The sequence below is a fragment of the Klebsiella sp. PCX genome (assembly GCF_021869705.1).
GTDB lineage: Bacteria > Pseudomonadota > Gammaproteobacteria > Enterobacterales > Enterobacteriaceae > Klebsiella > Klebsiella quasipneumoniae.
The window spans coordinates 3180971-3206884 of record NZ_CP091527.1 but is presented as its reverse complement, the minus strand read 5'-3'; the positions used below and the strand labels follow the sequence as shown (position 1 = coordinate 3206884).

At 57.5% G+C, this 25914-nt stretch carries 25 protein-coding genes and 1 pseudogene; 14 read left to right on the top strand and 12 right to left on the bottom strand.

The genetic code is table 11. The features are described from left to right. Positions 1–19 precede the first annotated feature (19 nt). Positions 20–2068, top strand: coding sequence for a carboxy terminal-processing peptidase (gene prc, locus GQR96_RS15295; protein WP_069734108.1), 2049 nt, complete (start codon positions 20–22; stop codon positions 2066–2068). A 235-nt stretch (positions 2069–2303) separates the two neighbouring features. Then, positions 2304–3188: a protease HtpX gene (gene htpX, locus GQR96_RS15290; RefSeq protein ID WP_004203371.1), complete on the top strand. Its 885-nt coding sequence runs from the start codon at positions 2304–2306 to the stop codon at positions 3186–3188. 69 nt (positions 3189–3257) lie between these two features. Here the strand turns inward: htpX and GQR96_RS15285 are convergent, their stop codons facing one another. Then, positions 3258–4628, bottom strand: a complete 1371-nt coding sequence (locus GQR96_RS15285; RefSeq protein WP_069734234.1) for an MFS transporter — start codon at positions 4626–4628, stop codon at positions 3258–3260. Between the two features lie 177 nt (positions 4629–4805). Between GQR96_RS15285 and kdgR the strand changes: the two genes are divergently transcribed. After that, positions 4806–5597, top strand: coding sequence for a DNA-binding transcriptional regulator KdgR (gene kdgR / locus GQR96_RS15280; RefSeq protein ID WP_004203369.1), 792 nt, complete (start codon positions 4806–4808; stop codon positions 5595–5597). 55 nt (positions 5598–5652) lie between these two features. Here kdgR and GQR96_RS15275 read toward each other — a convergent pair whose 3' ends face one another. After that, on the bottom strand, positions 5653–5892 hold the full coding sequence (locus GQR96_RS15275) for a YobH family protein (protein ID WP_004203368.1): 240 nt from the start codon (positions 5890–5892) through the stop codon (positions 5653–5655). 159 nt (positions 5893–6051) lie between these two features. Here GQR96_RS15275 and mgrB point away from each other — a divergent pair, with 159 nt between their 5' ends. The 6 genes and pseudogenes from mgrB to rlmA all read left to right on the top strand — a co-directional run bounded on the left by mgrB (position 6052) and on the right by rlmA (position 10310). Continuing rightward, entirely contained in the window at positions 6052–6195 is a 144-nt protein-coding gene (gene mgrB / locus GQR96_RS15270) for a PhoP/PhoQ regulatory lipoprotein MgrB (protein WP_002911375.1), read from the top strand. A 74-nt stretch (positions 6196–6269) separates the two neighbouring features. Beyond that, entirely contained in the window at positions 6270–6560 is a 291-nt protein-coding gene (locus GQR96_RS15265; protein WP_004203366.1) for a YebO family protein, read from the top strand. 591 nt (positions 6561–7151) lie between these two features. Beyond that, positions 7152–7223 (top strand): annotated as a pseudogene (locus GQR96_RS15260) (DUF2627 domain-containing protein); the annotation flags it as partial. Between the two features lie 85 nt (positions 7224–7308). Further along, a complete protein-coding gene (cspE, locus tag GQR96_RS15255) occupies positions 7309–7518 on the top strand; it encodes a transcription antiterminator/RNA stability regulator CspE (protein WP_001062678.1) in 210 nt (69 codons plus the stop codon). A 187-nt stretch (positions 7519–7705) separates the two neighbouring features. Then, positions 7706–9454, top strand: a complete 1749-nt coding sequence (ftsI, locus tag GQR96_RS15250; protein WP_004203364.1) for a peptidoglycan glycosyltransferase FtsI — start codon at positions 7706–7708, stop codon at positions 9452–9454. Positions 9455–9515: 61 nt separating this feature from the next. Then, entirely contained in the window at positions 9516–10310 is a 795-nt protein-coding gene (rlmA, locus tag GQR96_RS15245; RefSeq protein WP_069734109.1) for a 23S rRNA (guanine(745)-N(1))-methyltransferase, read from the top strand. Positions 10311–10313: 3 nt separating this feature from the next. On the opposite strand, the gene mntP is transcribed toward rlmA, so the two are convergent. From mntP to manX, 5 genes are all read right to left on the bottom strand, one after another. Continuing rightward, positions 10314–10880, bottom strand: coding sequence for a manganese efflux pump MntP (gene mntP / locus GQR96_RS15240; protein WP_017900206.1), 567 nt, complete (start codon positions 10878–10880; stop codon positions 10314–10316). A 419-nt stretch (positions 10881–11299) separates the two neighbouring features. Further along, the gene (locus GQR96_RS15235; protein WP_004203361.1) at positions 11300–11758 is read right to left on the bottom strand and encodes a DUF986 family protein; all 459 of its coding nucleotides are present in this window, start codon (positions 11756–11758) and stop codon (positions 11300–11302) included. A gap of 62 nt (positions 11759–11820) precedes the next feature. Then, on the bottom strand, positions 11821–12672 hold the full coding sequence (locus GQR96_RS15230; RefSeq protein WP_004145526.1) for a PTS mannose transporter subunit IID: 852 nt from the start codon (positions 12670–12672) through the stop codon (positions 11821–11823). Positions 12673–12684: 12 nt separating this feature from the next. After that, positions 12685–13485 (bottom strand): PTS mannose/fructose/sorbose transporter subunit IIC, encoded by an 801-nt coding sequence (locus GQR96_RS15225; protein ID WP_004203359.1) that lies wholly within the window; start codon positions 13483–13485, stop codon positions 12685–12687. A 56-nt stretch (positions 13486–13541) separates the two neighbouring features. Beyond that, positions 13542–14513 (bottom strand): PTS mannose transporter subunit IIAB, encoded by a 972-nt coding sequence (gene manX, locus GQR96_RS15220; RefSeq protein WP_004203357.1) that lies wholly within the window; start codon positions 14511–14513, stop codon positions 13542–13544. Between the two features lie 446 nt (positions 14514–14959). Between manX and yoaE the strand changes: the two genes are divergently transcribed. Next, positions 14960–16522, top strand: coding sequence for a CNNM family cation transport protein YoaE (gene yoaE, locus GQR96_RS15215; protein WP_004203354.1), 1563 nt, complete (start codon positions 14960–14962; stop codon positions 16520–16522). Between the two features lie 36 nt (positions 16523–16558). Here the strand turns inward: yoaE and GQR96_RS15210 are convergent, their stop codons facing one another. From GQR96_RS15210 to pabB, 4 genes are all read right to left on the bottom strand, one after another. Continuing rightward, a complete protein-coding gene (locus GQR96_RS15210; protein WP_017900205.1) occupies positions 16559–18115 on the bottom strand; it encodes an EAL domain-containing protein in 1557 nt (518 codons plus the stop codon). A 189-nt stretch (positions 18116–18304) separates the two neighbouring features. After that, on the bottom strand, positions 18305–19669 hold the full coding sequence (gene sdaA, locus GQR96_RS15205) for an L-serine ammonia-lyase (RefSeq protein WP_004203344.1): 1365 nt from the start codon (positions 19667–19669) through the stop codon (positions 18305–18307). Between the two features lie 162 nt (positions 19670–19831). Further along, a complete protein-coding gene (locus GQR96_RS15200; RefSeq protein ID WP_004203342.1) occupies positions 19832–20410 on the bottom strand; it encodes a CoA pyrophosphatase in 579 nt (192 codons plus the stop codon). Positions 20411–20413: 3 nt separating this feature from the next. Then, on the bottom strand, positions 20414–21769 hold the full coding sequence (gene pabB, locus GQR96_RS15195; protein ID WP_069734110.1) for an aminodeoxychorismate synthase component 1: 1356 nt from the start codon (positions 21767–21769) through the stop codon (positions 20414–20416). Positions 21770–21857: 88 nt separating this feature from the next. On the opposite strand from pabB, the gene GQR96_RS15190 reads away from it, so the two are divergent. Continuing rightward, positions 21858–22043, top strand: a complete 186-nt coding sequence (locus GQR96_RS15190; protein WP_004203339.1) for a YoaH family protein — start codon at positions 21858–21860, stop codon at positions 22041–22043. Here GQR96_RS15190 and GQR96_RS15185 read toward each other — a convergent pair whose 3' ends face one another. Next, positions 22044–22388, bottom strand: coding sequence for a RidA family protein (locus GQR96_RS15185; RefSeq protein WP_002910910.1), 345 nt, complete (start codon positions 22386–22388; stop codon positions 22044–22046). 131 nt (positions 22389–22519) lie between these two features. Here GQR96_RS15185 and GQR96_RS15180 point away from each other — a divergent pair, with 131 nt between their 5' ends. From GQR96_RS15180 to GQR96_RS15170, 3 genes are all read left to right on the top strand, one after another. Continuing rightward, positions 22520–24430, top strand: coding sequence for an ATP-dependent DNA helicase (locus tag GQR96_RS15180; RefSeq protein ID WP_004175456.1), 1911 nt, complete (start codon positions 22520–22522; stop codon positions 24428–24430). Between the two features lie 145 nt (positions 24431–24575). After that, positions 24576–25271, top strand: coding sequence for a tRNA (adenosine(37)-N6)-threonylcarbamoyltransferase complex dimerization subunit type 1 TsaB (tsaB, locus tag GQR96_RS15175; protein WP_065904524.1), 696 nt, complete (start codon positions 24576–24578; stop codon positions 25269–25271). Between the two features lie 38 nt (positions 25272–25309). Next, positions 25310–25891, top strand: coding sequence for a Slp family lipoprotein (locus tag GQR96_RS15170; RefSeq protein WP_032456304.1), 582 nt, complete (start codon positions 25310–25312; stop codon positions 25889–25891). Positions 25892–25914 lie beyond the last annotated feature (23 nt).

Here is a 25914-nt window from a genome sequence, read left to right as displayed (position 1 = left end):
AACGGAGGCCGGGCCAGGCATGAACACATTTTTTAAAATCACCGCGCTTGCGGGCCTGCTGGCAATAGCAGGCCATGCTTTCGCTGTTGATGAAATAACCCGTGCAGATCAAATCCCCGTGCTGAAAGAAGAGCCGCAGCACGCGACGGTGAGCGAGCGCGTGACGTCGCGCTTTACCCGCTCTCACTACCGTCAGTTCGATCTCGACAACGCCTTCTCGGCAAAAATTTTTGACCGTTATCTGAACCTGCTGGACTACAGCCATAATGTGCTGCTGGCCAGCGATGTGGCGAAGTTCGCGGCGAAAAAAAACCAAATCGGCGACGAACTGCGCACCGGGAAACTGGATGTCTTCTACGACCTCTACAACCTGGCGCAGCAGCGCCGCTTCGAGCGCTATCAGTATGCTTTGAAGGTGCTGGAACGTCCAATGGACTTTACCGGCAACGACAATTTCAACCTTGACCGCTCCAAAGCGCCGTGGCCGAAAGACGAGGCCGAGCTGAACAAGCTGTGGGACGCCAAGGTTAAATTTGACCAGTTAAGCCTGAAGCTGGCGGGAAAAGACGATAAAGAGATCCGCGACACCTTAACCCGTCGCTACAAGTTCGCTATCCGTCGTCTGGCGCAAACCAACAGCGAGGATGTCTTCTCGCTGGCGATGACCGCCTTCGCCCGCGAAATCGACCCGCACACCAACTATCTGTCGCCGCGCAATACCGAGCAGTTCAACACCGAGATGAGTCTCTCACTCGAAGGGATCGGCGCTGTGCTGCAGATGGATGATGACTACACGGTGATTAATTCGCTGGTGGCCGGTGGTCCGGCTGCGAAGAGCAAAGCGATCAGCGTCGGCGACCGCATCGTCGGCGTCGGCCAGACCGGGAAGTCGATGGTCGATGTCATTGGCTGGCGTCTGGATGACGTCGTGGCGCTAATTAAAGGGCCGAAGGGCAGCAAGGTTCGCCTTGAGATCCTGCCGGCCGGCAAAGGGGCCAAGACGCGTATCGTCACCCTGACCCGCGAGCGCATCCGTCTGGAAGATCGCGCGGTGAAGATGTCGGTGAAAACCGTTGGTAAAGAAAAAGTCGGCGTGCTGGATATCCCGGGCTTTTACGTTGGCCTGACCGATGACGTGAAGGTGCAGCTGCAGAAGCTGGAAAAACAGAACGTCAGTAGCATCGTTATCGATCTGCGCAGCAACGGCGGCGGGGCGCTGACCGAAGCGGTATCGCTGTCGGGGCTGTTTATTCCGTCCGGCCCGGTGGTGCAGGTGCGGGATAACAATGGCAAGGTGCGCGAAGACAGCGATAACGATGGCGTAGTCTATTACAAAGGGCCGCTGGTGGTGCTGGTTGACCGCTTTAGCGCCTCGGCGTCTGAGATCTTTGCCGCCGCAATGCAGGATTATGGCCGCGCGCTGATCGTTGGCGAGCCGACCTTCGGCAAAGGTACCGTACAGCAGTATCGCTCGTTGAATCGTATCTACGATCAGATGCTGCGTCCGGACTGGCCGGCGTTAGGTTCCGTGCAGTACACTATCCAGAAGTTCTACCGCATTAACGGCGGCAGTACTCAGCGCAAAGGCGTTACGCCGGATATCATGATGCCAACCGGCAATGAAGATCGCGAAACCGGCGAGCAGTATGAAGACAACGCGCTGCCGTGGGATAGCATCAACGCGGCCACCTACGTGAAGTCCGGGGATCTGACCCCATTTGGACCGGAACTGCTCAAGCGCCACGACGAGCGTATTGCCCAGGATCCTGAGTTCCAGTACATCATGAAGGATATTGCCCGTTATAACGCGATGAAGGACAAACGTAACATCGTCTCTCTGAACTACGCTCAGCGTGAAAAAGAGAACGAAGAGGATGATGCGATTCGTCTGGCGCGGATTAACGATCGCCTGAAACGCGAAGGCAAACCGCCGCTGAAAAAACTGGACGATTTGCCGAAGGATTACCAGGAGCCGGATCCGTATCTTGATGAGACGGTCCATATCGCGGTAGACCTCGCCCATCTCGAAAAAGCGCGTCCGGCGGTGGAACCGCCGGCCAGCCAATAAGTCGCCAACGGGCACCCTGAGAGGTGCCCGTTTTTTTTATGCCCTTTGTCATCGCCATTCAGCTCATCTAACAAAATGTCAACCTGCTCTGCCGCTGTCAGCAAGATGCTACAAAATGTAAAGTTGTGTTTTTATCGTGACTTAGCGGGGGCTGATGGTTGAAAATTGCAGCCTGACCCATACGATGTGGGTAATCGCATAGTGCGTTTTGTTAAATTGAGGTAAAAAGAAAATTATGATGCGAATCGCGCTTTTCCTGCTGACGAACCTGGCAGTGATGGTCGTGTTCGGGCTGGTGTTAAGCCTCACGGGGATCCAATCCAGCAGCATGACCGGTCTGTTGATTATGGCCCTGCTGTTCGGCTTCGGTGGTTCTATCGTTTCGCTGATGATGTCGAAATGGATGGCGCTGAAGTCTGTGGGTGGGGAAGTGATCGAGCAGCCGCGCAACGAAACGGAACGCTGGCTGATGAACACCGTTGCGCAGCAGGCGCAGCAGGCGGGCATTGCCATGCCGCAGGTGGCTATCTATCACGCCCCTGACATCAACGCCTTCGCTACCGGTGCGCGTCGCGACGCCTCGCTGGTCGCTGTCAGTACCGGGCTGTTGCAAAACATGAGCCGTGATGAAGCGGAAGCGGTCATCGCCCATGAAATCAGCCACATCGCCAATGGCGATATGGTCACCATGACTCTGATTCAGGGGGTGGTGAACACCTTCGTTATCTTTATCTCCCGCGTTATCGCGCAGATTGCGGCCGGCTTCCTCGGCGGCAACCGGGAAGATGAAGGCGAGAGCAGCAATGGTAATCCGCTGATCTACTTCGCCGTCGCCACGGTGCTGGAGCTGGTGTTCGGTATTCTGGCCAGCATTATCACCATGTGGTTCTCTCGTTATCGCGAATTCCATGCTGATGCCGGCTCGGCGCGTCTGGTGGGCCGCGAGAAGATGATTGCCGCCCTGCAGCGCCTGAAAACCAGCTATGAGCCGCAGGAAGCCAGCAGCATGATGGCGTTCTGCATCAACGGTAAAGCGAAGTCCATGAGCGAGCTGTTTATGACCCACCCGCCGCTGGACAAGCGTATTGAAGCGCTGCGTAGCGGAGAATATCTGAAATAGTCCGTCAATCTGACGCTGAAAATAAAAATCCGCAGCCCGAAGGCTGCGGATTTTTTTTGTCCTTAATCGTCAGGCTGCGCGCGGCTGAGTGACGCGCAGACCGCTAATCAGCGCAGCGACGGTCGCCAGGATGCCGGCCAGCAGCAGGGCGGTGTGGGTGCCGCTGTTGCCGAGCAGGTTGAATAAAAGGGCCACCAGCGCGGCGCCGGTGCTCTGGCCGAGCAGGCGAGCGGTACCCAGCATGCCGCTGGCGCCGCCGCTGCGATGGCTCGGGGCCGAGGCGACAATGGTGTGGTTGTTTGGCGACTGGAACAGCCCGAAGCCGGCGCCGCACAGCGCCATACGCCAGATAATATCCAGATCGCTGGGCGACGCCGGAAGCAGCGCCAGGCCGAACAGGCCGCAGGCCATAACCAGCAGCCCAATGGCCCCCAGCAACCCCGCATGGCATTTTTCAATTAAATAACCGGCCAGCGGCGCCATCACCATCGTTGCCAGCGGCCACGGCGTCAGCAGCAGGCCGGTCTCCACTTCGCTGCGCCCGATCATTGTTTGCAGGAAGAAGGGCAGAGAGACCATCGCCAGCATCTGCGCGCAGAAAGAGCAGATGGAGGTGCAGATAGAGAGGGAGAAGAGCGGGATGCGCAGCAGATCGACCGGCAGCAGCGGGACGGGCTTCGTGAGCTGACGGCGAACGAAGAAAAAGCCCACCACCAGCATAGCGGCGACCTCCGCCAGCACCAGCTGAGTGGACTGGCCCTGGGCGAAACCGCTCAGGGCGGTGATCAACAGCCCGAAGGTCAGCGCGTTCATGATGGCGCTCGGCAAATCGAAGCGGACGATTTTGCTGCGCGCGCTGTTGGGCGGCAGAAAGCGCATCGCCAGGAGTAAGGCGACGATGCCGAGAGGCACGTTAATTAAAAACAGCCATTGCCATGAGGCGAGGGAGAGGATCGCAGCGGCGATCGTCGGGCCTGCTGCTGAAGAGACGGCGACGACAAAGGAGTTGATACCCATGCCGCGACCGAGAAAGCGTTGCGGATAAATCAGGCGGATCAAGGCGGTGTTAACGCTCATCAGCGCGGCGCCGCCCAGCCCCTGGGCGACGCGAGCGAAAGTCAGCATTTCGAGGCTGCGCGAGAGGGCGCAGGCTAGTGAGGTAAAGATAAACACCACCAGGCCTATCTTATAGATACGGCGATAGCCGACCATGTCGCCGAGGAAAGAGAGCGGCAGCAGGGCGATAACAATGGCAATTTGGTAGGCGTTAACGATCCAGATTGAAGCCGCCGGCGAGGCGTTAAGATCGCTGGCGATGGTCGGCAGCGCGACGTTGGCGATGGCCCCGTCGAGCACGGCCATGGTCAGCCCAAGCACAATGGTCAGAATGGCGCCATAGCGCTGCGGCAGCGGCACGCCATCGGAAGAGTTTTTATCCATGGTGAAAATGAGTCTTAAATGAAACGGTTTTTTGAATGATGAGTTTAGCATTGATTATTCCGCCGTATGTCGCAGATTTGTAACGAAGTGGCAGAAGAATGATTGCGGCGCAGAGGCGGCGAATTTATAATAAAAACCGGTTCTAAATTTTATAAAACAGTTACGACGAGGTGATAAATGGCAGGTGCAGATTTGGATAAACAGCCAGATTCTGTCTCTTCGGTATTGAAGGTTTTCGGCATCCTGCAGGCGCTGGGTGAAGAGCGTGAAATTGGCATTACCGAACTGTCCCAGCGCGTCATGATGTCGAAAAGCACCGTTTATCGCTTTTTACAGACCATGAAATCACTGGGCTATGTGGCGCAGGAGGGAGAGTCTGAGAAATACTCCCTCACGCTCAAACTGTTCGAGCTGGGGGCGCGCGCGCTGCAGAACGTCGACCTGGTGCGCAGCGCTGATATTCAGATGCGGGAACTCTCCCGACTGACGAAAGAGACGATCCATCTCGGCGCGCTGGATGAAGACAGTATTGTTTACATTCACAAGATTGATTCGATGTATAACCTGCGGATGTACTCTCGTATCGGCCGTCGCAATCCGTTGTACAGCACCGCGATTGGCAAGGTACTGCTGGCGTGGCGCGATCGCAGCGAAGTGGAGCAGATCCTTGACGGCGTGGAGTATAAACGCAGCACCGAGCGGACCATCACCAGTACCGCTGAGTTGCTGAAGGTGCTGGATGGCGTTCGCGAGCAGGGATACGGCGAAGATAACGAAGAGCAGGAAGAGGGGCTGCGCTGCATTGGGGTACCGGTATTCGACCGTTTCGGCGTAGTCATCGCCGGGTTGAGCATCTCTTTCCCGACCTTACGGTTCTCTGAAGAACGTTTGCATGAATATGTGGCGATGCTGCACCAGGCGGCGCGCAAGATTTCTGAACAGATGGGCTACAACGACTACCCCTTCTGACCGCGCTGAAGCATTCGGCGACCGCGGCGCTATCGTCGCGGTCGCCGGTTCGATCTTAGCCGTTATCTACGACGGTTGCGCTTTTACGCAGCAGCGGGCAGCTGCTGACGCCGATCACGCCGCTATCGGAATGCACATAAAGTGCGGTACTGACCCCACGGGCGGTGAGATATTGACACTTCAGGCCCAGGCCGCCGACGTTTTCTTCACTGTGGAATAATACCCCGTAGCCGCTTAATAATACGCCAATCCATAAGATAGCCACGACCACAATAGTACGAATGATTAATCGCATTAATGCCTCATTATTTGTATGATCCTTGCCGTGATTTTGACACGAACACGTTTTGAAACAAGTCGATGATTCCTAAACTTGCCTTTCGTATTACAGTTAGCCGCGGTTTAAGAAGGCCGTGTTATCCTGGCGACATAAAGTACTGATGCGGAGAGTGGAGTGAAAAAATTACGGTGGGTTTTACTGATAGTCATCATAGCAGGCTGCCTGTTGCTGTGGACTCAGATGCTTAACGTAATGTGCGACCAGGATGTTCAGTTTTTCAGCGGCATTTGCACTATCAATAAATTTATCCCGTGGTAAGACATTTTTCTGACGACTGATTTCCTTCTGCGCCGCGGGTGGTAGAATGAACGCCTTCTCTTTGAGGTGGTGAAATGAGTGAGTTACTAAATCCTGGGATCTTAAATCTGGCATCGCTGGCCGTGTCTGTGGCGCTGCTGCTTGTCGGTCTGTTGTTATGGTTCTTCGTCAACCGCGCCAGCTCGCGGGCGAATGAGCAGATAGAACTGCTGCAGGCTCTGCTGGATCAGCAAAAGCGGCAGAATGCGCTGCTACGTCGCTTGTGCGAAGCCAGTGCGCCGGAAAAAGAGGACGTGGTCGAGCCGACCGTCGCCGGTAAGGCGAAAGGGGAGGATGAGTTTATCCGCCTGGTGGCAGAGCGCTAAGTACCTCGACAGGTGTGCATCATATGATGCGCACCTGCATGATAGCGGTCGGTAATATCTTATTCTTATTCCATTATTCCTTTCTCAATGCACTATCCTCTTTTATACACGCTGTAAATAAAGTGATCCCCGCCGCGTTTATTGTCGGATAACGTGACGCTGTCATCTTTTTTTCATTATTAAGGTGCAGAATTAGCACTATTTTTAGCGAGACGACTGAAAGGATTTATTATCACTACACTGGCCTGGCTTTAGCGATTTTTCGTCTGGGGTTATAACGAATTTTGCGCATCAATATTCATCACGGCTCGTCAGTCGCCCGTATACTGGCAGTTCGTATACGGACATACCTGGACGAAGCGAAGTTGTTGAGCTATGGTAAAAAAGTTGCAGTTACAAGGCAGCGCTCCGGCGTTATTGATAAACGCCATAGCGCCTTGCCAGGGGCGGCAAAGACGCATAAATGTGCAGGCGATCAAAGGATTACCTTATAATTTGTGCGAACGATCGAGACACGTTTAAAAATGGCTTGCCATTATTTACGTAGTGTGTGATAACACCTTTCGGGTTAAACGAGGTACAGTTCTGTTTATGTGTGGCATTTTCAGTAAAGAAGTCCTGAGTAAACACGTTGTCGTTGAATACCGCTTCTCTGCCGAACCTTAAATTAGTGCCTCATGCAGTTATGTGTCAGTTTTATCTATGTAAACGCCAGCAGGCGAAGAAAACAGTCTAAGGAATTTTGCAAATGGCAAAGATTAAAGGTCAAGTTAAGTGGTTCAACGAGTCTAAAGGTTTTGGTTTCATTACTCCGGCTGATGGCAGCAAAGACGTGTTCGTACACTTCTCCGCTATCCAGGGTAACGGCTTCAAAACTCTGGCTGAAGGCCAGAACGTTGAGTTCGAAATTCAGGACGGCCAGAAAGGTCCGGCTGCAGTTAACGTAACTGCTATCTGATACAAGACCACTCTTCTTGTATAAAAGCCTCGCCTGTGCGGGGCTTTTGCGTTTTTATTGCAAAGCATGTCATTTTTCCCTCTCTCGTCGCGTCTTGTTGCAAATACTCAACTTTATTAGCATTGTGTAGCAGTCTGTTTTGCTAATTTTCTGTTAAATCAGTTGGTTGCAAAACAATGCCGGAGCTATGGTGCTAAACAAAAAAATGAAGTCCGCCGCCAGCTTTACCCCGATTCGCTTCGGGTTACTCTGTGTGGCCATACTCGGTTGTCTGGGACTGCTATTGGCCCGCGTGGGCTGGCTGCAGATTGTTTCCCCCGATAATCTGGTAAAACAAGAGGATATGCGTTCTCTGCGCGAAGAGCCCGTTGCGGTTGAGCGGGGGATGATCACCGACCGGGAAGGACGACCGCTGGCGGTGAGCGTTCCGGTTAGCGCGATCTGGATCGATCCGCAGACCACCATGGAGAAAGGCGGCGTCGGCTACGGGCCCCGCTGGCAGGCGATGGCCGAAGCGCTGCATCTCAACCTCGGGGAACTGGCCCAGCGGGTACAGAGCCATCCTCACGCCCGCTTTCTCTATCTGGCGCGGCAGATCAATCCCGAGCAGGCGGAGTGGATTGATAAACTGCATCTGCCTGGCGTCTACCTGCGTGATGAATCGCGGCGTTTCTATCCGGCAGGCCACGTGGCTGCCAATCTGCTGGGCTTTACCAATGTCGATAATCAGGGCATCGAAGGGGTGGAGAAAAGCTTCAACGCCCAGTTGACCGGTAAACCCGGGCGACGTCTGGTGCGTAAAGATAAACATGGCAATGTGATTGAGAATATTACCGAAGTACCGCCGGTGCCGGCGCATAATCTGCAGTTGAGTATCGATGAGCGCCTGCAGACGGTAACGGAAGATGCCCTCGACAACGCTGTTCGCTGGAATAAAGCCGAGTCAGGGGCAGCGGTGCTGATCAAAATCGATACCGGCGAGATCCTGGCGATGGCCAGCTATCCCGACTTCAATCCAAACAATCGTGATGCCGCAACGCTGGATGATTTTCGCAATCGGGCCATCAGCGATACCTTCGAGCCGGGGTCGACCGTCAAACCGCTGGTGATCATGACCGCGCTGCAGCAGGGGATTGTCCAGCCGGACAGCGTTGTGGACACCCATCCGTTTGTCCTTGACGGCCACCGTATCCGCGATGTCGGCTATTATCCGGAGCTGAGCCTGACCGGGATCCTGCAGAAATCCAGCGATACCGGTGTGTCGCATCTCTCGCTGGCCATGCCGGTGCAGCATCTGATTGACACCTATACGGCTTTCGGTTTCGGCGAGCCGACGGGGCTGGGGTTGACCGGGGAAAGCGCCGGGCTGATGCCGCATCGTCGCTACTGGGGGCAACTGGATCGCGCCACCTTCGCTTTCGGCTATGGTTTGATGGTGACCCCGCTCCAGCTGGCGCACGTTTATGCCACCATCGGCGGCTTCGGCATTGAACGACCGTTGTCGATCACCCGCATCGACCCGCCAGTGATTGGCACGCGCGTAATGCCGGAGAATATTGTCCACAGCGTGGAGCATATGATGGAGAGCGTGGCGCTCCCGGGCGGAGGCGGCACCAAGGCGGCGGTGCGCGACTACCGGGTGGCGGTAAAAACGGGGACGGCGAAGAAGATCGGTCCGGACGGCAAATATATTGATAAATATGTGGCCTATACCGCCGGCGTGGCGCCCGCCAGCCGTCCGCAGTTCGCGCTGGTGGTAGTGATGAACGATCCGAGCAATGGCTCGTATTACGGCGGGGCCGTTTCCGCCCCGGTATTCAGCCAGATTATGGGCGACGTCCTGCGGCTGGAGAACGTCATGCCGGACGGTATGCCGCAAGGCGCGGAGAATCTGATCGTCATGCACGACAGCCACCCGCTGGCACCGGCGCTGTAACAGTGGTCTGCAAGGGCGAATAGCGCTACACTTTCGCCCTTTCAGCGACACCGGAGCCGTCATGTCATACAGTTGCCCCCTTTGCCACGCGCCGCTCAGCCGTAGCGACAACCACTATTCCTGCCCGCAGCGGCACCAGTTCGATCTGGCGAAAGAGGGGTACGTCAATCTGCTACCGGTGCAGTTCAAACGGTCGCGCGATCCCGGCGACAGCGCTGAGATGATGCAGGCCCGTCGGGCGTTCCTCGACGCCGGGCATTATCAGCCGCTGCGGGACGCTATCGCTGAGCGATTGCGGCACGCTGCCCCTCAGGCGTTACTGGATATCGGCTGTGGCGAAGGATATTACACCCACGCGTTTGCCGCCATCGCCAGCCGCAGCTGGGGGCTGGACGTATCGAAGCCGGCAATCCGCGCGGCGGCAAAACGCTATCCGCAGGTGAGTTTTTGCGTCGCCTCCAGCCAGCGTCTGCCGTTCTCCGATAACAGCTTCGATGCGGTAGTGCGCATTTACGCCCCCTGCAACGCCGGTGAGCTGGCGCGAGTGGTGCGGCCTGGCGGGTGGGTGATCACCGCCACGCCGGGACCCCGCCATTTGCTGGAGCTGAAAGGGCTGATTTACGATGAGATCCGCCTGCATGAGCTGAAGACGGAAGCGATGCCGGGGTTCCGCCTGGATGCGCAGCAGCAGCTGGCTTATCCGATGACCCTGACGGGCAGTGAAGCGCAGGCCCTGCTGCAGATGACGCCTTTCGCGTGGCGGGCCAACGCCGACGTGCATGACGCGCTGCGTCAGCAGGCAACCTTTGGCTGTCAGACCGATTTTATGATCCATTGCTGGCAGCGCGAGGAGTAAAGCTTAACCGGCGAAATGGCTCCAGAGGATTTCGCTGCCGATGCCAATCAGCACGATACCGCCGAGAATTTCGGCCCGTTTGCCCAGCAGCGGGCCGATAAAGCGACCTACCATGATCCCCAGCGTCGACATGATAAAGGTGGCGCAGCCGATCGCCAGCGCGGTGGTGACAATGCTGACCTGCAGGAAGGCCAGGCCGACGCCGACCGCCATGGCGTCAAGGCTGGTGGCGAAGGCGGTGGTGACCAGCAGCCAGAAGCCATGCCGGCGAGGCGCCTCGCACGCCTCGTCGCTGTCGCCGCGAAACCCCTCGATGATCATCCGCCCGCCGAGAAACACCAGCAGAATAAAGGCAATCCAGTGGTTCCATTCGAGAACAAACTGGCTGGCCAGCATGCCCAGTCCCCAGCCGACCAGCGGCGTCAGGGTTTCAATAGCGCCAAAAATCAGCCCGGTGCGCACTGCTTCTGAGAATTTGGGTTTGTGCAGGGTGGCGCCTTTGCCAATAGAGGCCGCGAAGGCGTCCATAGACATGCCGAAAGCGAGAAGAAGGGTTGCGGATAAATTCATGTGCCTGTCCTGACCGGGGATAATCCATATGACACATCGCTGCCCCCAGTAAATATACGCGGAGCCGCTCAATGGCTGAGCAATACGTACAGCAGTGATGTATCTATGGTCTCGCCTGATTGAATCACTTCAACCCGTACGTGCCACGTTTTGCAACGAGTATGTTGACACGTACATTTCCTGGCGGGCAGGAAATCGGCTACTCCCCAACGACGGGCGCAACCTTAACATATTTTTAGAATATAAAACAATAACAGAAGAGGGCTATTTTAATAACCAAATGATAACGATTTTCATTTGAATTTATAAGTAAATAAATAGTTAATGAAAAACAGAAGAGCAGGTGGGGAAATATAGCCATGGCTATATAATCCCCCAGACGAAATCGGAAAAAACATAGCGCTGGCTATATTTATAACTCATTGAGTTGAAACAAGAAGTTTGTATATCTTCTCCAGATCGTCGATATTTCGTACGCGAATCAGCAGCCGCCGTTGCTCTAATTGCATCACCAGCACGCCGTCTTCGGATAAATTCATCTCTTTAATTCGCTGATATTCTATCCACACGTTGGCGAAGAAAAAGCCGCGCGGTTTGAAAATGATTTTCGGCGTACGGATCCAGAATAAATAGAGTCCCATCAGCGCCAGCGCAGACAATAGCCAGGTGGTGATTGGGGTGCCGTGCTGGGTGATGTTGTTATAGATTAGAATGGCGATGAGGCCGACAAAGATCAGGCCGTCAACGCGGCTGCGGCGAAGCAGGGGAATGGCCAGCAGCACCGGGCCGTTGCGCCTCGGCATAATAAACTGGTCATACACCGCGTAGGCCAGTAGCGCAAGGATGAACAGGATGATCACCAGGTCCGTGAATGTCATTGCTTTGCGTTCCTCCTGATAAAAAAAAGCCGGGGGCTAGCCCCCGGCGTACAACCTGGAAATTACAGACCCAGCAGGCCGACAGCGTAGCCTGCGATACCGATGACGAAGAAGCCAACGATGATCCACAGCGGGTTAACTTTCTTACGCAGCAGCCACATACAGGCGAAGGTCAGCAGCAGCGGTACCAGGCCCGGCATCAGCTGGTCGAGGATCGTCTGCACCGTGGTGACATGAACCTGTCCGTCAGAGCCGGTGATTTTTGACACCACCATCGGAATATTCACGTGCGTCCACTTGTTAACCAGCGCCCCCATGACAAACAGGCCGAGGATTGACGCCCCCTCAGTCAGTTTCTGCAGGAAGCCGCCGCCCATATCTTTAACGATGTCCACGCCTTTGCGGTAACCATAGGCGACGCCATAGTAGCGGGTCAGCAGACGCACTGCGTTGAACAGGATAAAGAACAGCAGAGGACCGAGCAGGCTACCGCTCATCGCGATCCCAGCGCCTAAGGCCGCGAACACCGGACGCACAGTGCCCCAGAAGATCGGGTCGCCGACGCCGGCCAGCGGTCCCATCAGACCGACTTTGATGCCGTTGATAGCGCCATCGTCAATCTCTGCGCCATTGGCGCGCTGCTCTTCCATCGCCAGCGTTACGCCCAGTACCGGAGCGGCAACGTAAGGATGGGTATTGAAGAACTCAAGGTGACGCTTAATCGCCTGCTTACGCGCATCGTTATTCTCCGGGTACAGACGACGAATCGCCGGAACCATAGAGAAGCAGAAGCCCAGCGCCTGCATACGTTCGAAGTTCCATGAACCCTGGAACAGGTTAGAACGAATGAACACGCCACGAATATCACTCTGAGTGAGTTTTTTCTCGGTGGTATTTTTAGTCATATCAACCATTTCGCTCACCTGTTAGTCCAGTTCGTTATCGAGATCGTTGTTACCAGCCGCCTGAGCCGGGGCACCGGCGACGCGGTTATATTTCGGGCTCAGCTGGATGTAGAGGATTGCCATGACCGCGCCAATCACGCCCAGGGCCACCAGGTTGAAGTTGGTGAAGGCGGCGGTGACGAAGCCGAGGTAGAAGAACGGCATCAGGTAGCCCGCGCGCATCATATTGATGACCATCGCGTAACCAACCACCACGATCATGCCGCCGGCAATGTTCAGGCCGCTGGTGACCACTTCAGGGATTGCGTTCAGCAGGCCCTGGACTTCGCTGGTACCGACGGAAATGGCCACGATGACGGCCGGGATAGCGATACGCATCGCTTGCAGGAACAGGGACGAGACGTGCAGCCACGATAGGGCGGTCAGGTTGCCATTCTCCGCCGCTTTATCCGCCGCGTGCTGGAAGGCTACGGTGATAGTACGCACGATGATGGTCAGCACCTGGCCTGCAGCCGCCAGCGGGATAGCCAGCGCGATGCCGGCGCCGATGCTCTGATGGCCGGCAATAACCAGAACGGTGGAAATAATGGACGCCAGCGCGGCATCAGGGGCAACCGCCGCACCGATGTTCATCCAGCCCAGGGCGATCATTTCCAGCGTACCGCCGATAATAATACCGGTTTTCATATCGCCGAGAACGGCGCCGATCAGCGTACAGGCGACCAGAGGACGGTGGAACTGAAATTCATCAAGCACCGACTCCATACCCGCAATACACGCGACGATGAACACCAGCACAATCTGAAGAAGGGTAATCTCCATTGTACTTCTCCTGTTGATTAAGTCTTAAAGTGAAAACTGGGGCGCGATCGTCCGGGTTATTTATCGACCTTGGCGATCAGATCCATCATTTTCAGTTTCGGGTCGGTGGACACTTTACGTGCCTCCAGCTCGATACCGCGTGCGTTCAGCTTGTTAAACGCCTCAATATCTTTGGCATCGACCGAAATCGCGTTGTTAACCTGGGTTTTGCCCTGGCGGAACGCCATACCGCCGATGTTGACGCTGGTGATTTTCACGCCGCCCTCGACGACGCGCTCAACGTCGGTCGGGTTAGTAAACAGCAGCATGACGCGCTGTCCGGCGTACATCGGGTTGTTGTAGACGCGGATCATTTTGGCGACGTCCACCACGTGGGCGGTGACGCCCGGCGGCGCAACCTGGGTCAACAGGGTTTTGCGCACGGTATCCGCGGCGACTTCGTCGCTGACGACGATGATGCGGGTGACGTTGGTCTCTTTGGTCCAACGGGTGGCGACCTGACCATGGATCAGGCGATCGTCGATACGCGCGAGGCCAATCACCATGTAGTCATTCGGGCCCATCGGTTTGGCCGGTGCGGCGGCTTTTGGCGCCGCGGCTGGAGCGGGCGCAGGGGCCGCTTTTTCCACCGGTTTGGCCTTCAGCGCTTTCACGCCTTCGCTGCCGGTCTCTACCGCTAAGGCGACCAGCTCATCAAAGGAAGGATCGTCATCGCGGGCCATGAAGGTTTCCACCAGCATCGGGATGTTGACGCCGGCGATAACTTCGTAGTGCTCTTTATCGACGACAATGCGGCTCGCAGCGTTGAACGGGCTGCCTCCCCATGTATCGACGAGAAACAGCACGCCTTTACTGGTATCCAGTTTTGCCAACTGGGCATTGTATTTCTCGATCAGCGTTTCGGCGTTTTCACCCGGAACGAAATCGATCCAGCCAACGTTTTCCTGCTCGCCCAACAGCATCTCTGCTGTTTTCAGCAGCTGTTCTGCAGCCCAACCATGTGTGCCTATTACAATAGCAATCGTCACTTGCTACCTCCTTTATTATCGTGAATGCATCATCTGCTTTGATACATCCTGAATCACTCTTGAGGACAAAATCGATTCAGTTAGGGTGTAAGATAGAAAATAGTTACTACCGCGAATTATTTTAGACAGTGAAAAAATAATTAATGTGATGAAGATCCGTTAATCAGGCATCGCCTGCTAATAATTTTGCAGCGCAAAAAATAGCCTTAGTTATTGCAAATTCAGGTAAATCTTTTCCAATTTCGCTCTATATTTTGCTATGTTTAACTTCCGTTTAATTACTCAGGAGTATAGGGCATAGCCCGCAGTATGGACCGTCATCGACGTCTTTTCACTTTCTGGCACCTGGTTGCCACCTCCACGCATCACGCTTATCTTTCAGCATCTATTGTCGCGTCCGTGCATGACATGGCGATGACTGACCTTGCCGCTAACCGGAGTCGCACATGGAATTGTTAATGGATCCCTCAATCTGGGCCGGCCTGTTGACGCTTATCGTTCTGGAAATTGTGCTCGGTATTGATAACCTGGTGTTTATTGCCATCCTGGCGGACAAACTGCCGCCGAAGCAGCGTGATAAAGCGCGACTGATCGGCCTGTCGCTGGCGCTGGTGATGCGCCTGGGGCTGCTGTCGGTGATCTCCTGGATGGTGACGCTGACGAAGCCGCTGATTACTATCGCCGATTTCTCCTTTTCCGGGCGTGACCTCATCATGCTGCTTGGCGGGATCTTCTTGCTGTTCAAGGCGACAACTGAGCTGCATGAACGGCTGGAAAACCGCCAGCACGATGCCGGTCACGGGAAAGGCTATGCCAGTTTCTGGGTGGTGGTACTGCAGATCGTAGTGCTGGATGCCGTCTTCTCACTGGACGCGGTGATCACCGCGGTCGGGATGGTGAACCATCTGCCGGTGATGATGGCAGCGGTCGTGATCGCGATGATCATGATGCTGCTGGCCTCCAAGCCGTTGACGCGCTTTGTCAACCAGCACCCGACGGTGGTGGTGCTCTGTCTGAGCTTCCTGTTGATGATCGGCCTGAGTCTGGTGGCGGAAGGGTTTGGCTTCCATATTCCGAAAGGGTACCTTTACGCGGCGATCGGTTTCTCGATCATCATTGAGTTCTTTAACCAGGTGGCGCGCCGCAACTTTGTACGTCACCAGTCGACGTTGCCGCTGCGCGCCCGTACCGCGGATGCGATCTTGCGTCTGATGGGCGGCCGTAATAAACAGGCCTCCGTCAACCACGACGCTGACAGCCCGGCGGCGGTGCCGGTACCGGAAGGCGCCTTTGCGGAAGAAGAGCGCTACATGATTAACGGCGTGCTGACCCTGGCTCAGCGCTCTCTGCGCAGCATCATGACGCCGCGCGGGGAAATCAGCTGGGTCGACGCCGAGCAGAGTGAAGATGAAATTCGCCGTCAGCTGCTTTCGTCGCCGCACAGTCTGTTCCCGGTCTGCCGCGGAGAACTGGATGAAATCATTGGTATCGTGCGGGCGAAGGAGATGCTGGTGGCTCTGGAGTCGGGCGAAAACGTCGCGGCGCTGGCCTCCGCCTCCCCGGCGATTGTGGTACCTGAAACGCTGGATCCGATCAATCTGCTCGGCGTCCTGCGCCGCGCCCGCGGCAGTTTCGTCATCGTGACCAATGAATTTGGCGTGGTGCAGGGATTGGTGACCCCGCTGGACGTTCTGGAAGCGATCGCCGGAGAATTCCCGGACGCCGATGAGACGCCGGAGATCGTTATCGATGGCGACGGCTGGCTTATTAAGGGGTCGACCGACCTGCATGCGTTGCAGCAGGCGCTGGGGCTGGATCCGCTGATCAATGACGATGAGGATATTGCTACGGTTGCCGGTCTGGTGATCTCCGCCAATGGCCATATCCCGCGCATTGGCGACGTGGTGTCATTGCCGCCGCTGCATTTCACCGTGGTGGAAGCGAATGACTACCGGGTCGATCTGGTTCGCGCGGTGGTCACCCGTCCGCCGAGTGACGAAGAAGAGTAATCGTCCTGCGCGCCGGTCCCCGTGGGGGCCGGCGAGTTATTCTGTTGCCTCTCGACTGGCCAGCCACGCCGGGAATGCCTCCACCGGCATCGGCCGGGCATAATAAAACCCCTGTAGCACATCGACACCGTGGTCTCTGAGGTAGCTTTCCTGTTCCTGCGTCTCCACCCCTTCGGCAACGGTAATAATATTCAGCCGGTTGGCGAGGGCGATAATGATATCGGTCACCGTGGCATTGACGCTGTCTATCCCCACCGAGCTGGTAAACGAACGGTCAATCTTCAGCACGTCCGGGCGCAGTGTTTCCAGCCACGACAGGGAGCTGTTGCCGGTGCCAAAGTCATCGATCGCCAGCTGGACGCCTTTCTGGTGCAGATCTTCGGCCATGTGCTGGTCGCCATCCTGCAGGACATCGCGTTCGGTCAGCTCGACCACCAGCTGCTGTACCGGGTTCATGCTGAACCAGTAATTATGCAGGTCATGCAGCAGTAAGCCGTTGGCAAAGTGGCGGGCAGCGACGTTAATCGCGATATGAAACTGGCGGTCGCGGGGAAAAGCATCCAGACGGCGGGCGGTTTCGGCAATCACATAGCGGGTGAGGGGGATGATCAGATTGTCCCCTTCGGCGATGGGAATAAACACCTCCGGCGAAATCGCACCGCGGCGAGGGTTGTTCCAGCGCAGCAGGATCTCCACCCCGCAGCAGCGGCCGCTGCGCGCATCCTGCAGCGGCTGGCACCAGAGGGCAAACTCCCGGGCGGAAATACCGAGGCTTATCTCCCGCGAGAAGCTCATTCTGCCGGCGGTGGCCAGCCAGGCGATGCCGGTCATCAACAGGCTGAAGATCAGCGCCAGCGGCAGCTCGCCGGGCAGCTCCTCAAGCGCAATCGCCGAGGCGCCAGGGCCATTGATATTGACGATAAACGGAAACTCGGTAGAGCGCTGGCGATAAATCACCGTTCCCGGCGGGGTATGCGCTTTCTCGAGAAGCCCATGGCTGCTGCTAAAATAACGATCGCCAACCTGCAGGCTGACGTCGCTTATCAGGGATGATTTTTCGTTGAGAATTAAGGTCCCCAGCAGCTCGATATTGACAATCAGCATCACGCCGTCCACGCCTCTCTCCGAGGCTGGATACCACTGTATCAGCACCGGTGAGCCTTTGAGCAAGGAGCTGTCATTCGAAAAGAGCAGCAGAGGACGGGGTGCAGGAAGCGCAGGCTGCAGGCGATGTAAATCCGCCTGTCGCGGCCCAAAAATACTCGAACAGTAAACGATACCTGACGTCACGAGCGCGACGGAACGAACGGTCTGCAACGAGGCCGCGATTTTACGCAGCGACAGATGGATATCCGGGCAGGGGTGACCCACCAGAGGAAGCAGAGTGGTTCGCTGCGCGCTCAGCGGACGCAGGATGTTATCCAGCGCCGCCACCCGTTGGTTGGCGGCCATGCGAATATAGCCTTCATTTTCGCTACGCTGCGAAATAAATCGGATAGCTAAGGTGGCGCCCAGGGTCACCAGGGCTACCAGCAGGCAGACAATAATGCGTTTGCGACGATAGGCCGTAATGACTTTTTGTGCAGTCTGCATGTGCGACACCCTGTCGACAGGACGAGTGGTTAAGCGTGGCTTATTTAATAGAGCAATTGTAGTGGCAGAATATCGTCAGGTATAGAAAAAAGAAATGCGCCACAGAGGGCGCATCAGGAAGGCAGGGGGCTTTCAGTTCCCCTCGCTTCACGCCTGCGCACCGGGAGGGGGCAGGCGAAAGCCAACACTTTAGTCACACTGAACTTTAATCGCCAGTCCGCCGCGCGAAGTTTCGCGGTACTTGGCGTTCATGTCTTTGCCGGTTTCGTACATGGTCTCGATCACTTTATCGAGCGAGACGCGCGGTTCGCTGGTGCGGCGCATTGCCATCCGCGCGGCGTTGATCGCTTTCACGGAGGCGATGGCGTTACGTTCAATGCACGGCACCTGTACCTGGCCGGCGACCGGGTCGCAGGTCAGTCCGAGGTTGTGTTCCATGCCGATCTCCGCCGCCACGCAGACCTGTTCCGGGCTGGCGCCGAGCAGTTCGGCCAGACCCGCCGCCGCCATCGAGCAGGCGACGCCCACTTCGCCCTGACAGCCGACTTCGGCGCCGGAAATGGAGGCATTCATCTTGTACAGCGCGCCAATCGCACCGCAGGCCATAAAGTAGCGGATATAGATCTCCGGGCTGACGGATTCGATAAAGTGATCGTAATAAGCGAGTACCGCCGGAACGATGCCGCAGGCGCCGTTGGTCGGCGCGGTCACCACGCGACCGCCGGCGGCGTTCTCTTCATTGACCGCCAGCGCGAACATGTTGACCCAGTCAACGACGTTCATCGGATCGCTGGAGAGCTTATCGCTGGCCACCAGCAGACGACGCAGCGCCGAAGCGCGACGCGGTACGCGCAGCGGGCCAGGCAGCACGCCTTCGGTGTTCATGCCGCGGTCGATACAGGCGCGCATGGTCTGCCAGACATTAGCGAAATAGTCCTCGATCTCTTTTTTGCTGTGCAGCGCCAGCTCGTTCTGCATCACCATCCCGGAGAGCGACAGGCCGGTCTCCTTGCAGTAGGCCAGCATTTCCTGCGCCGATTTAAACGGGTAGGGCACCTGCAGTTCGTTGGCGTTCTCTTTGCCGAAGTGCTCTTCATCGACGATAAAGCCGCCGCCAATCGAGTAATAGGTCTTGCAGTAGATCTCTTTCTCGCCGGCCCAGGCATGAATGGTCATGCCGTTTTCGTGCAGCGGCAGATTGTCGCTGCGAAAACGCATGCCGTCATCCGCCGGGAAGTCGACTTCGTGCTGACCGTTGGCCAGCAGCAGACGGCCGCGTGTCTCGACGTCACGGATAAATGCCGGTATCGCGTCTATATCGACCGTATCGGGCTGATTGCCCGCCAGTCCCATGATAATGGCGATGTCCGTATGGTGGCCTTTGCCGGTTAATGACAGCGAACCGTAGACGTCAACCGCCACGCGGGTCACTGCATTAAGCAATCCTTTTTCGACCAGGTCATCGACGAACTGTTTACCGGCCTTCATCGGGCCAACAGTGTGGGAAGATGAGGGACCAATCCCCACCTTGAACATGTCGAATAGACTAATCACGATAATACTCCTGACAGGGTTACCGCGGGTGCGGTAACGATGTAATAACTGCGCATAGTGTAAGAGGGAAGCGCCCTGTCAGTTCAACTATTCACATGAATTAAACTAATGGATAACCGCGATTTTACTAATAGTGAGAGCGCCCTCTCATAATCAGTATAGCTAAGGGCGCGCGCCTATCTGCAGCGCCAGCTCGCGAATGATCCCGGCGGTCATTCCCCAGACAAAATAATGCTGGTACCAGGAGAGCCAGACGCGGTGGTCGTTGCCCCGGCGGTGGATATCGAGCGGATGGTAGCGCCCGAGGCGCAGGGCTTCGGCGAGCGGCATTTCAAAAACCGCGGAGACCTCGTCCTGGCTGGCGTGATAGTGCAGATCCGGCGGAATAATGCCCACCACCGGCGTCACCTGGAAGCCGGTGACACTGTCCACCGGCGGCAGAACGCCAATCACCTCAACCTTCTCTGGCGGGATCGCCACCTCTTCCTGGGCTTCGCGCAGAGCGGCGGCGATAAGCGTCGCATCGGTATTATCTACCGCCCCGCCGGGAAAGGCGACCTGGCCGGCGTGCTTGCGCAGCAACGGCGAACGCTGGGTCAACAGCAGGCCAGGCTGCGGCCGGCGTACGATCGGCACCAGCACCGCCGCCTGCCGCTGGTTTAGCGCCTGTGGCGAAGGCTGTGGACGCAGCAGCTGAAAGCGGGACAGAAAGTCATCCAGATTGAGGGCGCGGTCCGCCATGGTCTAGTTCTCCAGTTGGTGCAGGATACGATTAACTTTATCAAAAGTTTCCTGATATTCTGCGGCTTCCTCACTATCCGCCACAATCCCGCCGCCGGCGGAACAGTACAGTTGCCCCTGCCAGGCCGTTAGGGTGCGAATGGTGATGCTGGTATCCATATTGCCGCAATAGCTCAGATAGCCGATGCTCCCGCACCAGGCGTTACGTCGCTGGGGTTCCAGTTCATCAATAATCTCCATCGCCCGGACCTTCGGCGCGCCGGTGATCGACCCTCCCGGGAAGGCGGCGCGCAGCAGATCGCTGGCGTGCAGCGTCGCCGGCAGGCGGGCGGTGATGGTACTGACCAGATGATGGACCGCCGGGAAGGGCTCCACCACGAACAGCTCGGGGACCCGCACGCTGCCCGGGACGGCGACGCGGCCGATGTCGTTGCGCATCAGGTCGACAATCATTAAATTCTCGGCGCGATCTTTCGGCGAGTTCGCCAGCTTCTCCGCCTGCTGCGCATCCGCCAGCGGCGAATCGAGCCGCGGCAGGGTGCCCTTAATCGGGCGCGTCTGGATTTCCCCCTGGCGGAGCTGAATAAATCGCTCCGGCGACAGGCTTAAAATCGCCCCTTCCGCAAGGCGGATGAAGGCGCTAAAGGGGGCGCGGTTGGCGGCGTTCAACTGGCGGAAAGCCTGCCATTCATTCCCGACGTAGCGGGCCTGAAAACGCTGGGCGAGATTGACCTGATAGCAGTCACCGCTGCGCAGATAGGCCTGCACCTGACGAAATTTCTCGCCGTATTGCTGGCGGCTCATATTTGACTGCCAGGCAGAGGTCAGGGTGAAGGTTTCACCTGGCGCCGGCGTTTGCGCCTCCAGCCACTGCAGACGCTGCTGCGGGTCGTCATAGCTGAGCAGCGACACCTGCTGGCGCTGATGGTCGACGATCAGCGCCCAGTCATAAATCCCCACCGCCAGATCCGGCAGCGCGATATCGGCCTGCGCCACAGTGGGAAGTCGCTCAAAACGGCGGCCCAGATCGTAACCGAACAGCCCCAGCGCGCCGCCAAGAAACGGCAAATCCTCATGGGGCTGCGGCGTGAACGGCTGACGATCCAGCTGCTGCTGGAGTAGTTGCAGCGGATCGTCCGCCGAGACAAAAGTGGTCTCGCCGTCATCGACCCAGGTCTGTTCACCGCGCGTCAGCAGCGTGGCGCGCGGGGCCGCCACCAGGATATCAAAACGGTTATGCGGATGGTCGGCAAAGCCGGAATGTAGCAGCATCGCCCAGGGCAGGGCGCTTAACGGCGTAAAATAGTGTTCGGCGGCATCCGGGCGCCAGGGCAGGGTAATAATCGCGGGGGACAACATCTTTCTCGATCCTGAACGTTACCGTCCCTCTGGCGTAGGCGGGGACGGCGTGAAATAATTACGCCCCACAATGTAGCAGGAGTACAAGATGTTTGCAGGTTTACCTTCGCTGAGCCACGAGCAACAGCAAAAAGCGGTCGAACGTATCCAGGAACTGATGGCCCAGGGGATGAGCAGCGGCCAGGCGATTGCCCTGGTGGCGGAAGAGCTACGCGCGACGCATACCGGCGAACGGATCGTCGCGCGCTTTGAAGATGAAGACGAAGACGAGTAATTACACCGCGGCGATAATTTTGATTTCAACCTTATACTGCGGGTTCATCAGCGTTGCTTCCACCGTGCAGCGCACCGGGGCGTGACCGGCTACCACCCAGGCGTCCCACGCTTTATTCATCGCCGCAAAGTCGCTTTTGTCGGCGAGGAAAATGGTGGCGTCAAGAATGCGCGACTTGTCGCTGCCCTGTTTTTCCAGCACCGCGTCAATCTGCGCCAGGGTGTTGGCGGTCTGCTCGAAGGCATCGGCATCAAGATTCGCCGGCACGCCGGTGTAGTAAAGGGTCTGATTGTGGATCACTACATCTGACCAGCGGGCTTCGGCATCAATACGCGTAATTGTCATTTCTCATTCCTCTCTGAGCATTCCATTTAGCTGCGGCAAGACTGCCATAATGTTCCGCTCGCGTCACTACCCGGACTGGCGAAACGCCGCCCTCCCTGACATAATCACTGTCCAAATAACCAGGGGGCAATGTGATCGACGATTTTGCAGCAGACGGCCAGCTAGCCAAAGCCATACCGGGATTTAAACCGCGCGAGCCGCAGCGCCAGATGGCGGTGGCGGTCAGCGAAGCGATTGAGGCCTCCCGGCCGCTGGTGGTGGAAGCGGGGACCGGAACCGGTAAAACCTACGCTTACCTGGCGCCAGCGCTGCGGGCGAAAAAAAAGGTGATTATCTCCACAGGGTCGAAAGCGCTGCAGGATCAGCTCTACAGCCGCGATCTGCCCACCGTCGCAAAAGCGCTCAAATTCACCGGCAAACTGGCGCTGCTCAAAGGGCGCTCCAACTACCTGTGCCTAGAACGCCTGGAACAGCAGGCGCTGGCGGGCGGCGATCTGCCGGTGCAAACCCTCAGCGACGTGATCCTCCTGCGCTCCTGGTCGAACCAAACTCAGGATGGCGATATCAGCACCTGCGCCAGCGTGGCGGAAGATTCCCAGGCCTGGCCGCTGGTCACCAGTACCAACGATAACTGCCTCGGCAGCGACTGCCCGCTGTATAAAGATTGCTTCGTGGTGAAGGCGCGTAAAAAAGCGATGGACGCCGACGTAGTGGTCGTCAACCATCACCTGTTCCTTGCCGATATGGTGGTCAAAGAGAGCGGCTTTGCCGAACTGATCCCCGAGGCGGAGGTGATGATCTTCGACGAAGCCCATCAGCTGCCGGATATCGCCAGCCAGTACTTTGGCCAGTCGCTCTCCAGCCGCCAGCTGCTGGATCTGGCGAAAGACATCACTATTGCCTATCGCACCGAACTGAAAGACACTCAACAGCTGCAAAAATGCGCCGACCGCCTGGCGCAAAGCGCCCAGGATTTCCGCCTGCAGCTGGGGGACCCTGGCTACCGCGGCAACCTGCGCGAACTGCTGGCGGACAGCCACATTCAGCGGGCGCTGCTGCTGCTCGATGATGCGCTTGAACTGTGTTACGACGTCGCCAAACTCTCGCTGGGGCGCTCGGCGCTGCTCGATGCCGCCTTTGAGCGCGCCACCCTTTATCGCGGGCGCCTGAAGCGGCTGAAAGAGATCAATCAGCCGGGCTACAGTTACTGGTATGAGTGCACTTCGCGCCACTTTACCCTTGCGCTGACGCCGTTGACCGTGGCCGAGAAGTTTAAAGAGGTGATGGCGCAGAAGTCGGGGAGCTGGATCTTTACCTCGGCGACGCTGTCGGTAAACGACGATCTGCACCATTTCACCGCCCGGCTGGGGATCGACGAGGCGCAGACACTGCTGCTGCCGAGCCCCTTTGACTATCAGCATCAGGCGCTGCTCTGCGTGCCGCGTAACCTACCGCTGCCGAACCAGCCCGGCGCGGCGCGCCATCTGGCGGCGATGCTCAAGCCGCTGATCGAGGCTAACGACGGTCGCTGCTTTATGCTGTGCACTTCGCACGCCATGATGCGCGATCTGGCGGAGCAGTTCCGCGCCACCATGACTCTGCCGGTGCTGCTGCAGGGCGAGACCAGTAAAGGCCAGCTTCTGCAGCAGTTCGTCAGCGCCGGCAATGCCCTGCTGGTGGCCACCAGCAGCTTCTGGGAAGGGGTCGACGTGCGTGGCGACGCGCTGTCGCTGGTGATCATTGATAAGCTGCCGTTTACCTCGCCGGACGATCCGTTGCTGAAAGCGCGGATGGAAGATTGCCGGCTGCGCGGCGGCGATCCGTTCGATGAAGTGCAGCTCCCGGACGCGGTGATCACCCTTAAGCAGGGGGTGGGCCGCCTGATCCGCGATATCGACGATCGCGGGGTGCTGGTGATCTGCGACAACCGGCTGGTGATGCGCCCCTACGGCGCGGTCTTTCTGGCCAGTCTGCCGCCGGCGCCGCGAACCCGCGATATCCGCCGGGCGGTGCGCTTCCTCGCCGTGCCGCCGGCGAGGTAATCCGCCCTGAAATGTGTTAAGCTGCGCGCCATTTTGTTAATTAGCGGTTCCCACTAGACTTCGGGCGGTGTGGCGACGGGTTGTCCGTCTGCCGGAAAACAGGCTGCCTGAAGGCCTGAACTATGTAACGAGAGCGTGACCACCCATGCGAATTTTGGCTATCGATACCGCCACAGAAGCCTGCTCCGCAGCGCTGTGGAATGATGGCACCCTTAGTGCTCATTTCGAAATTTGTCCCCGCGAACATACCCAACGTATCCTGCCGCTGGTGCAGGAGGTCCTCGCCGAGAGCGGCACCACCCTGACCGAGCTGGACGCGCTGGCCTTTGGCCGCGGTCCTGGCAGCTTTACCGGCGTACGCATTGGCATCGGTATCGCTCAGGGGCTGGCGCTGGGCGCGGAGCTGCCGATGATCGGTGTTTCCACACTGGCCACCATGGCGCAGGGCGCGTGGCGCAAAACCGGCGCCACCCGCGTGCTGGCGGCGATTGACGCCCGGATGGGGGAAGTCTACTGGGCCGAGTATCAGCGCGACGAGCAGGGCGTCTGGCACGGCGAAGAGACGGAAGCGGTGCTCAAACCGGACGCGGTGGCCGAACGGCTGGCACAGCTTTCCGGCGAATGGGCCACCGTCGGCACCGGCTGGCAGGCGTGGCCGGATCTGGCGAAAGAGAGCGGACTGATCTTAAGCAGCGGCGAAATTGAACTGCCGGCGGCAGAGGATATGCTGCCGTTAGCCTGTTATCTGCTGGCGGCAGGGAAAACCGTGGCCGTGGAGAAAGCGGAGCCGGTTTATTTGCGTAACGAGGTGGCGTGGAAGAAACTTCCGGGCCGCGAGTGAATCTCAGTAACAAGAAGACTGAGAAAAGGAGTCGCATCATGGCGGGTCAAAAACAGGGCGTTCGCTGGCTGCTGGCCGCGGCGGTTGCCGTTGCGCTGAGCGGCTGCGTATCGGTGCCGGATGCCATCAAAGGCACCAGCCCCACGCCGCAGCAGGATTTAGTGCGGGTGATGAATGCCCCGCAGCTGTACGTCGGTCAGGAAGCGCGCTTTGGCGGCAAGGTGGTCAACGTGCAGAACCAGCAGGGTAAAACCCGCTTAGAAATCGCTACCGTGCCGCTGGACAGCGGTGCGCGACCGGAACTGGGCGAACCCTCGCGCGGGCGGATCTATGCCGATGTTAATGGCTTCCTCGATCCGGTGGACTTCCGCGGTCAGCTGGTGACCGTGGTCGGGCCGATTGCCGGGGTGGTCGAAGGCAAAGTAGGCAGCACGCCCTACAAATTTATGCTGATGAACGCCACCGGCTACAAACGCTGGAACGTGGTGCAGCAGGTGGTGATGCCCCCGCAGCCGATCGACCCGTGGATGCTGGGTCCGCGCCCCTGGGGTTACGGCTATGGCGGATGGGGGTGGTACAACCCCGGCCCAGCTGAGGTCAGAAACGTTGTAACCGAATGATTTTGTTGTTTTTGTTAGTTCAA

Bases quoted from the DNA above. Each gene is read 5' to 3' on its own strand.
- prc (WP_069734108.1), top strand. From the start codon at position 20: ATGAACACATTTTTTAAAATCACCGCGCTTGCGGGCCTGCTGGCAATA.
- htpX (WP_004203371.1), top strand. From the start codon at position 2,304: ATGATGCGAATCGCGCTTTTCCTGCTGACGAACCTGGCAGTGATGGTC.
- GQR96_RS15285 (WP_069734234.1), bottom strand. From the start codon at position 4,628: ATGGATAAAAACTCTTCCGATGGCGTGCCGCTGCCGCAGCGCTATGGC.
- kdgR (WP_004203369.1), top strand. From the start codon at position 4,806: ATGGCAGGTGCAGATTTGGATAAACAGCCAGATTCTGTCTCTTCGGTA.
- GQR96_RS15275 (WP_004203368.1), bottom strand. From the start codon at position 5,892: ATGCGATTAATCATTCGTACTATTGTGGTCGTGGCTATCTTATGGATT.
- GQR96_RS15265 (WP_004203366.1), top strand. From the start codon at position 6,270: ATGAGTGAGTTACTAAATCCTGGGATCTTAAATCTGGCATCGCTGGCC.
- cspE (WP_001062678.1), top strand. From the start codon at position 7,309: ATGGCAAAGATTAAAGGTCAAGTTAAGTGGTTCAACGAGTCTAAAGGT.
- ftsI (WP_004203364.1), top strand. From the start codon at position 7,706: ATGGTGCTAAACAAAAAAATGAAGTCCGCCGCCAGCTTTACCCCGATT.
- rlmA (WP_069734109.1), top strand. From the start codon at position 9,516: ATGTCATACAGTTGCCCCCTTTGCCACGCGCCGCTCAGCCGTAGCGAC.
- mntP (WP_017900206.1), bottom strand. From the start codon at position 10,880: ATGAATTTATCCGCAACCCTTCTTCTCGCTTTCGGCATGTCTATGGAC.
- GQR96_RS15235 (WP_004203361.1), bottom strand. From the start codon at position 11,758: ATGACATTCACGGACCTGGTGATCATCCTGTTCATCCTTGCGCTACTG.
- GQR96_RS15230 (WP_004145526.1), bottom strand. From the start codon at position 12,672: ATGGTTGATATGACTAAAAATACCACCGAGAAAAAACTCACTCAGAGT.
- GQR96_RS15225 (WP_004203359.1), bottom strand. From the start codon at position 13,485: ATGGAGATTACCCTTCTTCAGATTGTGCTGGTGTTCATCGTCGCGTGT.
- yoaE (WP_004203354.1), top strand. From the start codon at position 14,960: ATGGAATTGTTAATGGATCCCTCAATCTGGGCCGGCCTGTTGACGCTT.
- GQR96_RS15210 (WP_017900205.1), bottom strand. From the start codon at position 18,115: ATGCAGACTGCACAAAAAGTCATTACGGCCTATCGTCGCAAACGCATT.
- GQR96_RS15200 (WP_004203342.1), bottom strand. From the start codon at position 20,410: ATGGCGGACCGCGCCCTCAATCTGGATGACTTTCTGTCCCGCTTTCAG.
- pabB (WP_069734110.1), bottom strand. From the start codon at position 21,769: ATGTTGTCCCCCGCGATTATTACCCTGCCCTGGCGCCCGGATGCCGCC.
- GQR96_RS15190 (WP_004203339.1), top strand. From the start codon at position 21,858: ATGTTTGCAGGTTTACCTTCGCTGAGCCACGAGCAACAGCAAAAAGCG.
- GQR96_RS15185 (WP_002910910.1), bottom strand. From the start codon at position 22,388: ATGACAATTACGCGTATTGATGCCGAAGCCCGCTGGTCAGATGTAGTG.
- tsaB (WP_065904524.1), top strand. From the start codon at position 24,576: ATGCGAATTTTGGCTATCGATACCGCCACAGAAGCCTGCTCCGCAGCG.
- GQR96_RS15170 (WP_032456304.1), top strand. From the start codon at position 25,310: ATGGCGGGTCAAAAACAGGGCGTTCGCTGGCTGCTGGCCGCGGCGGTT.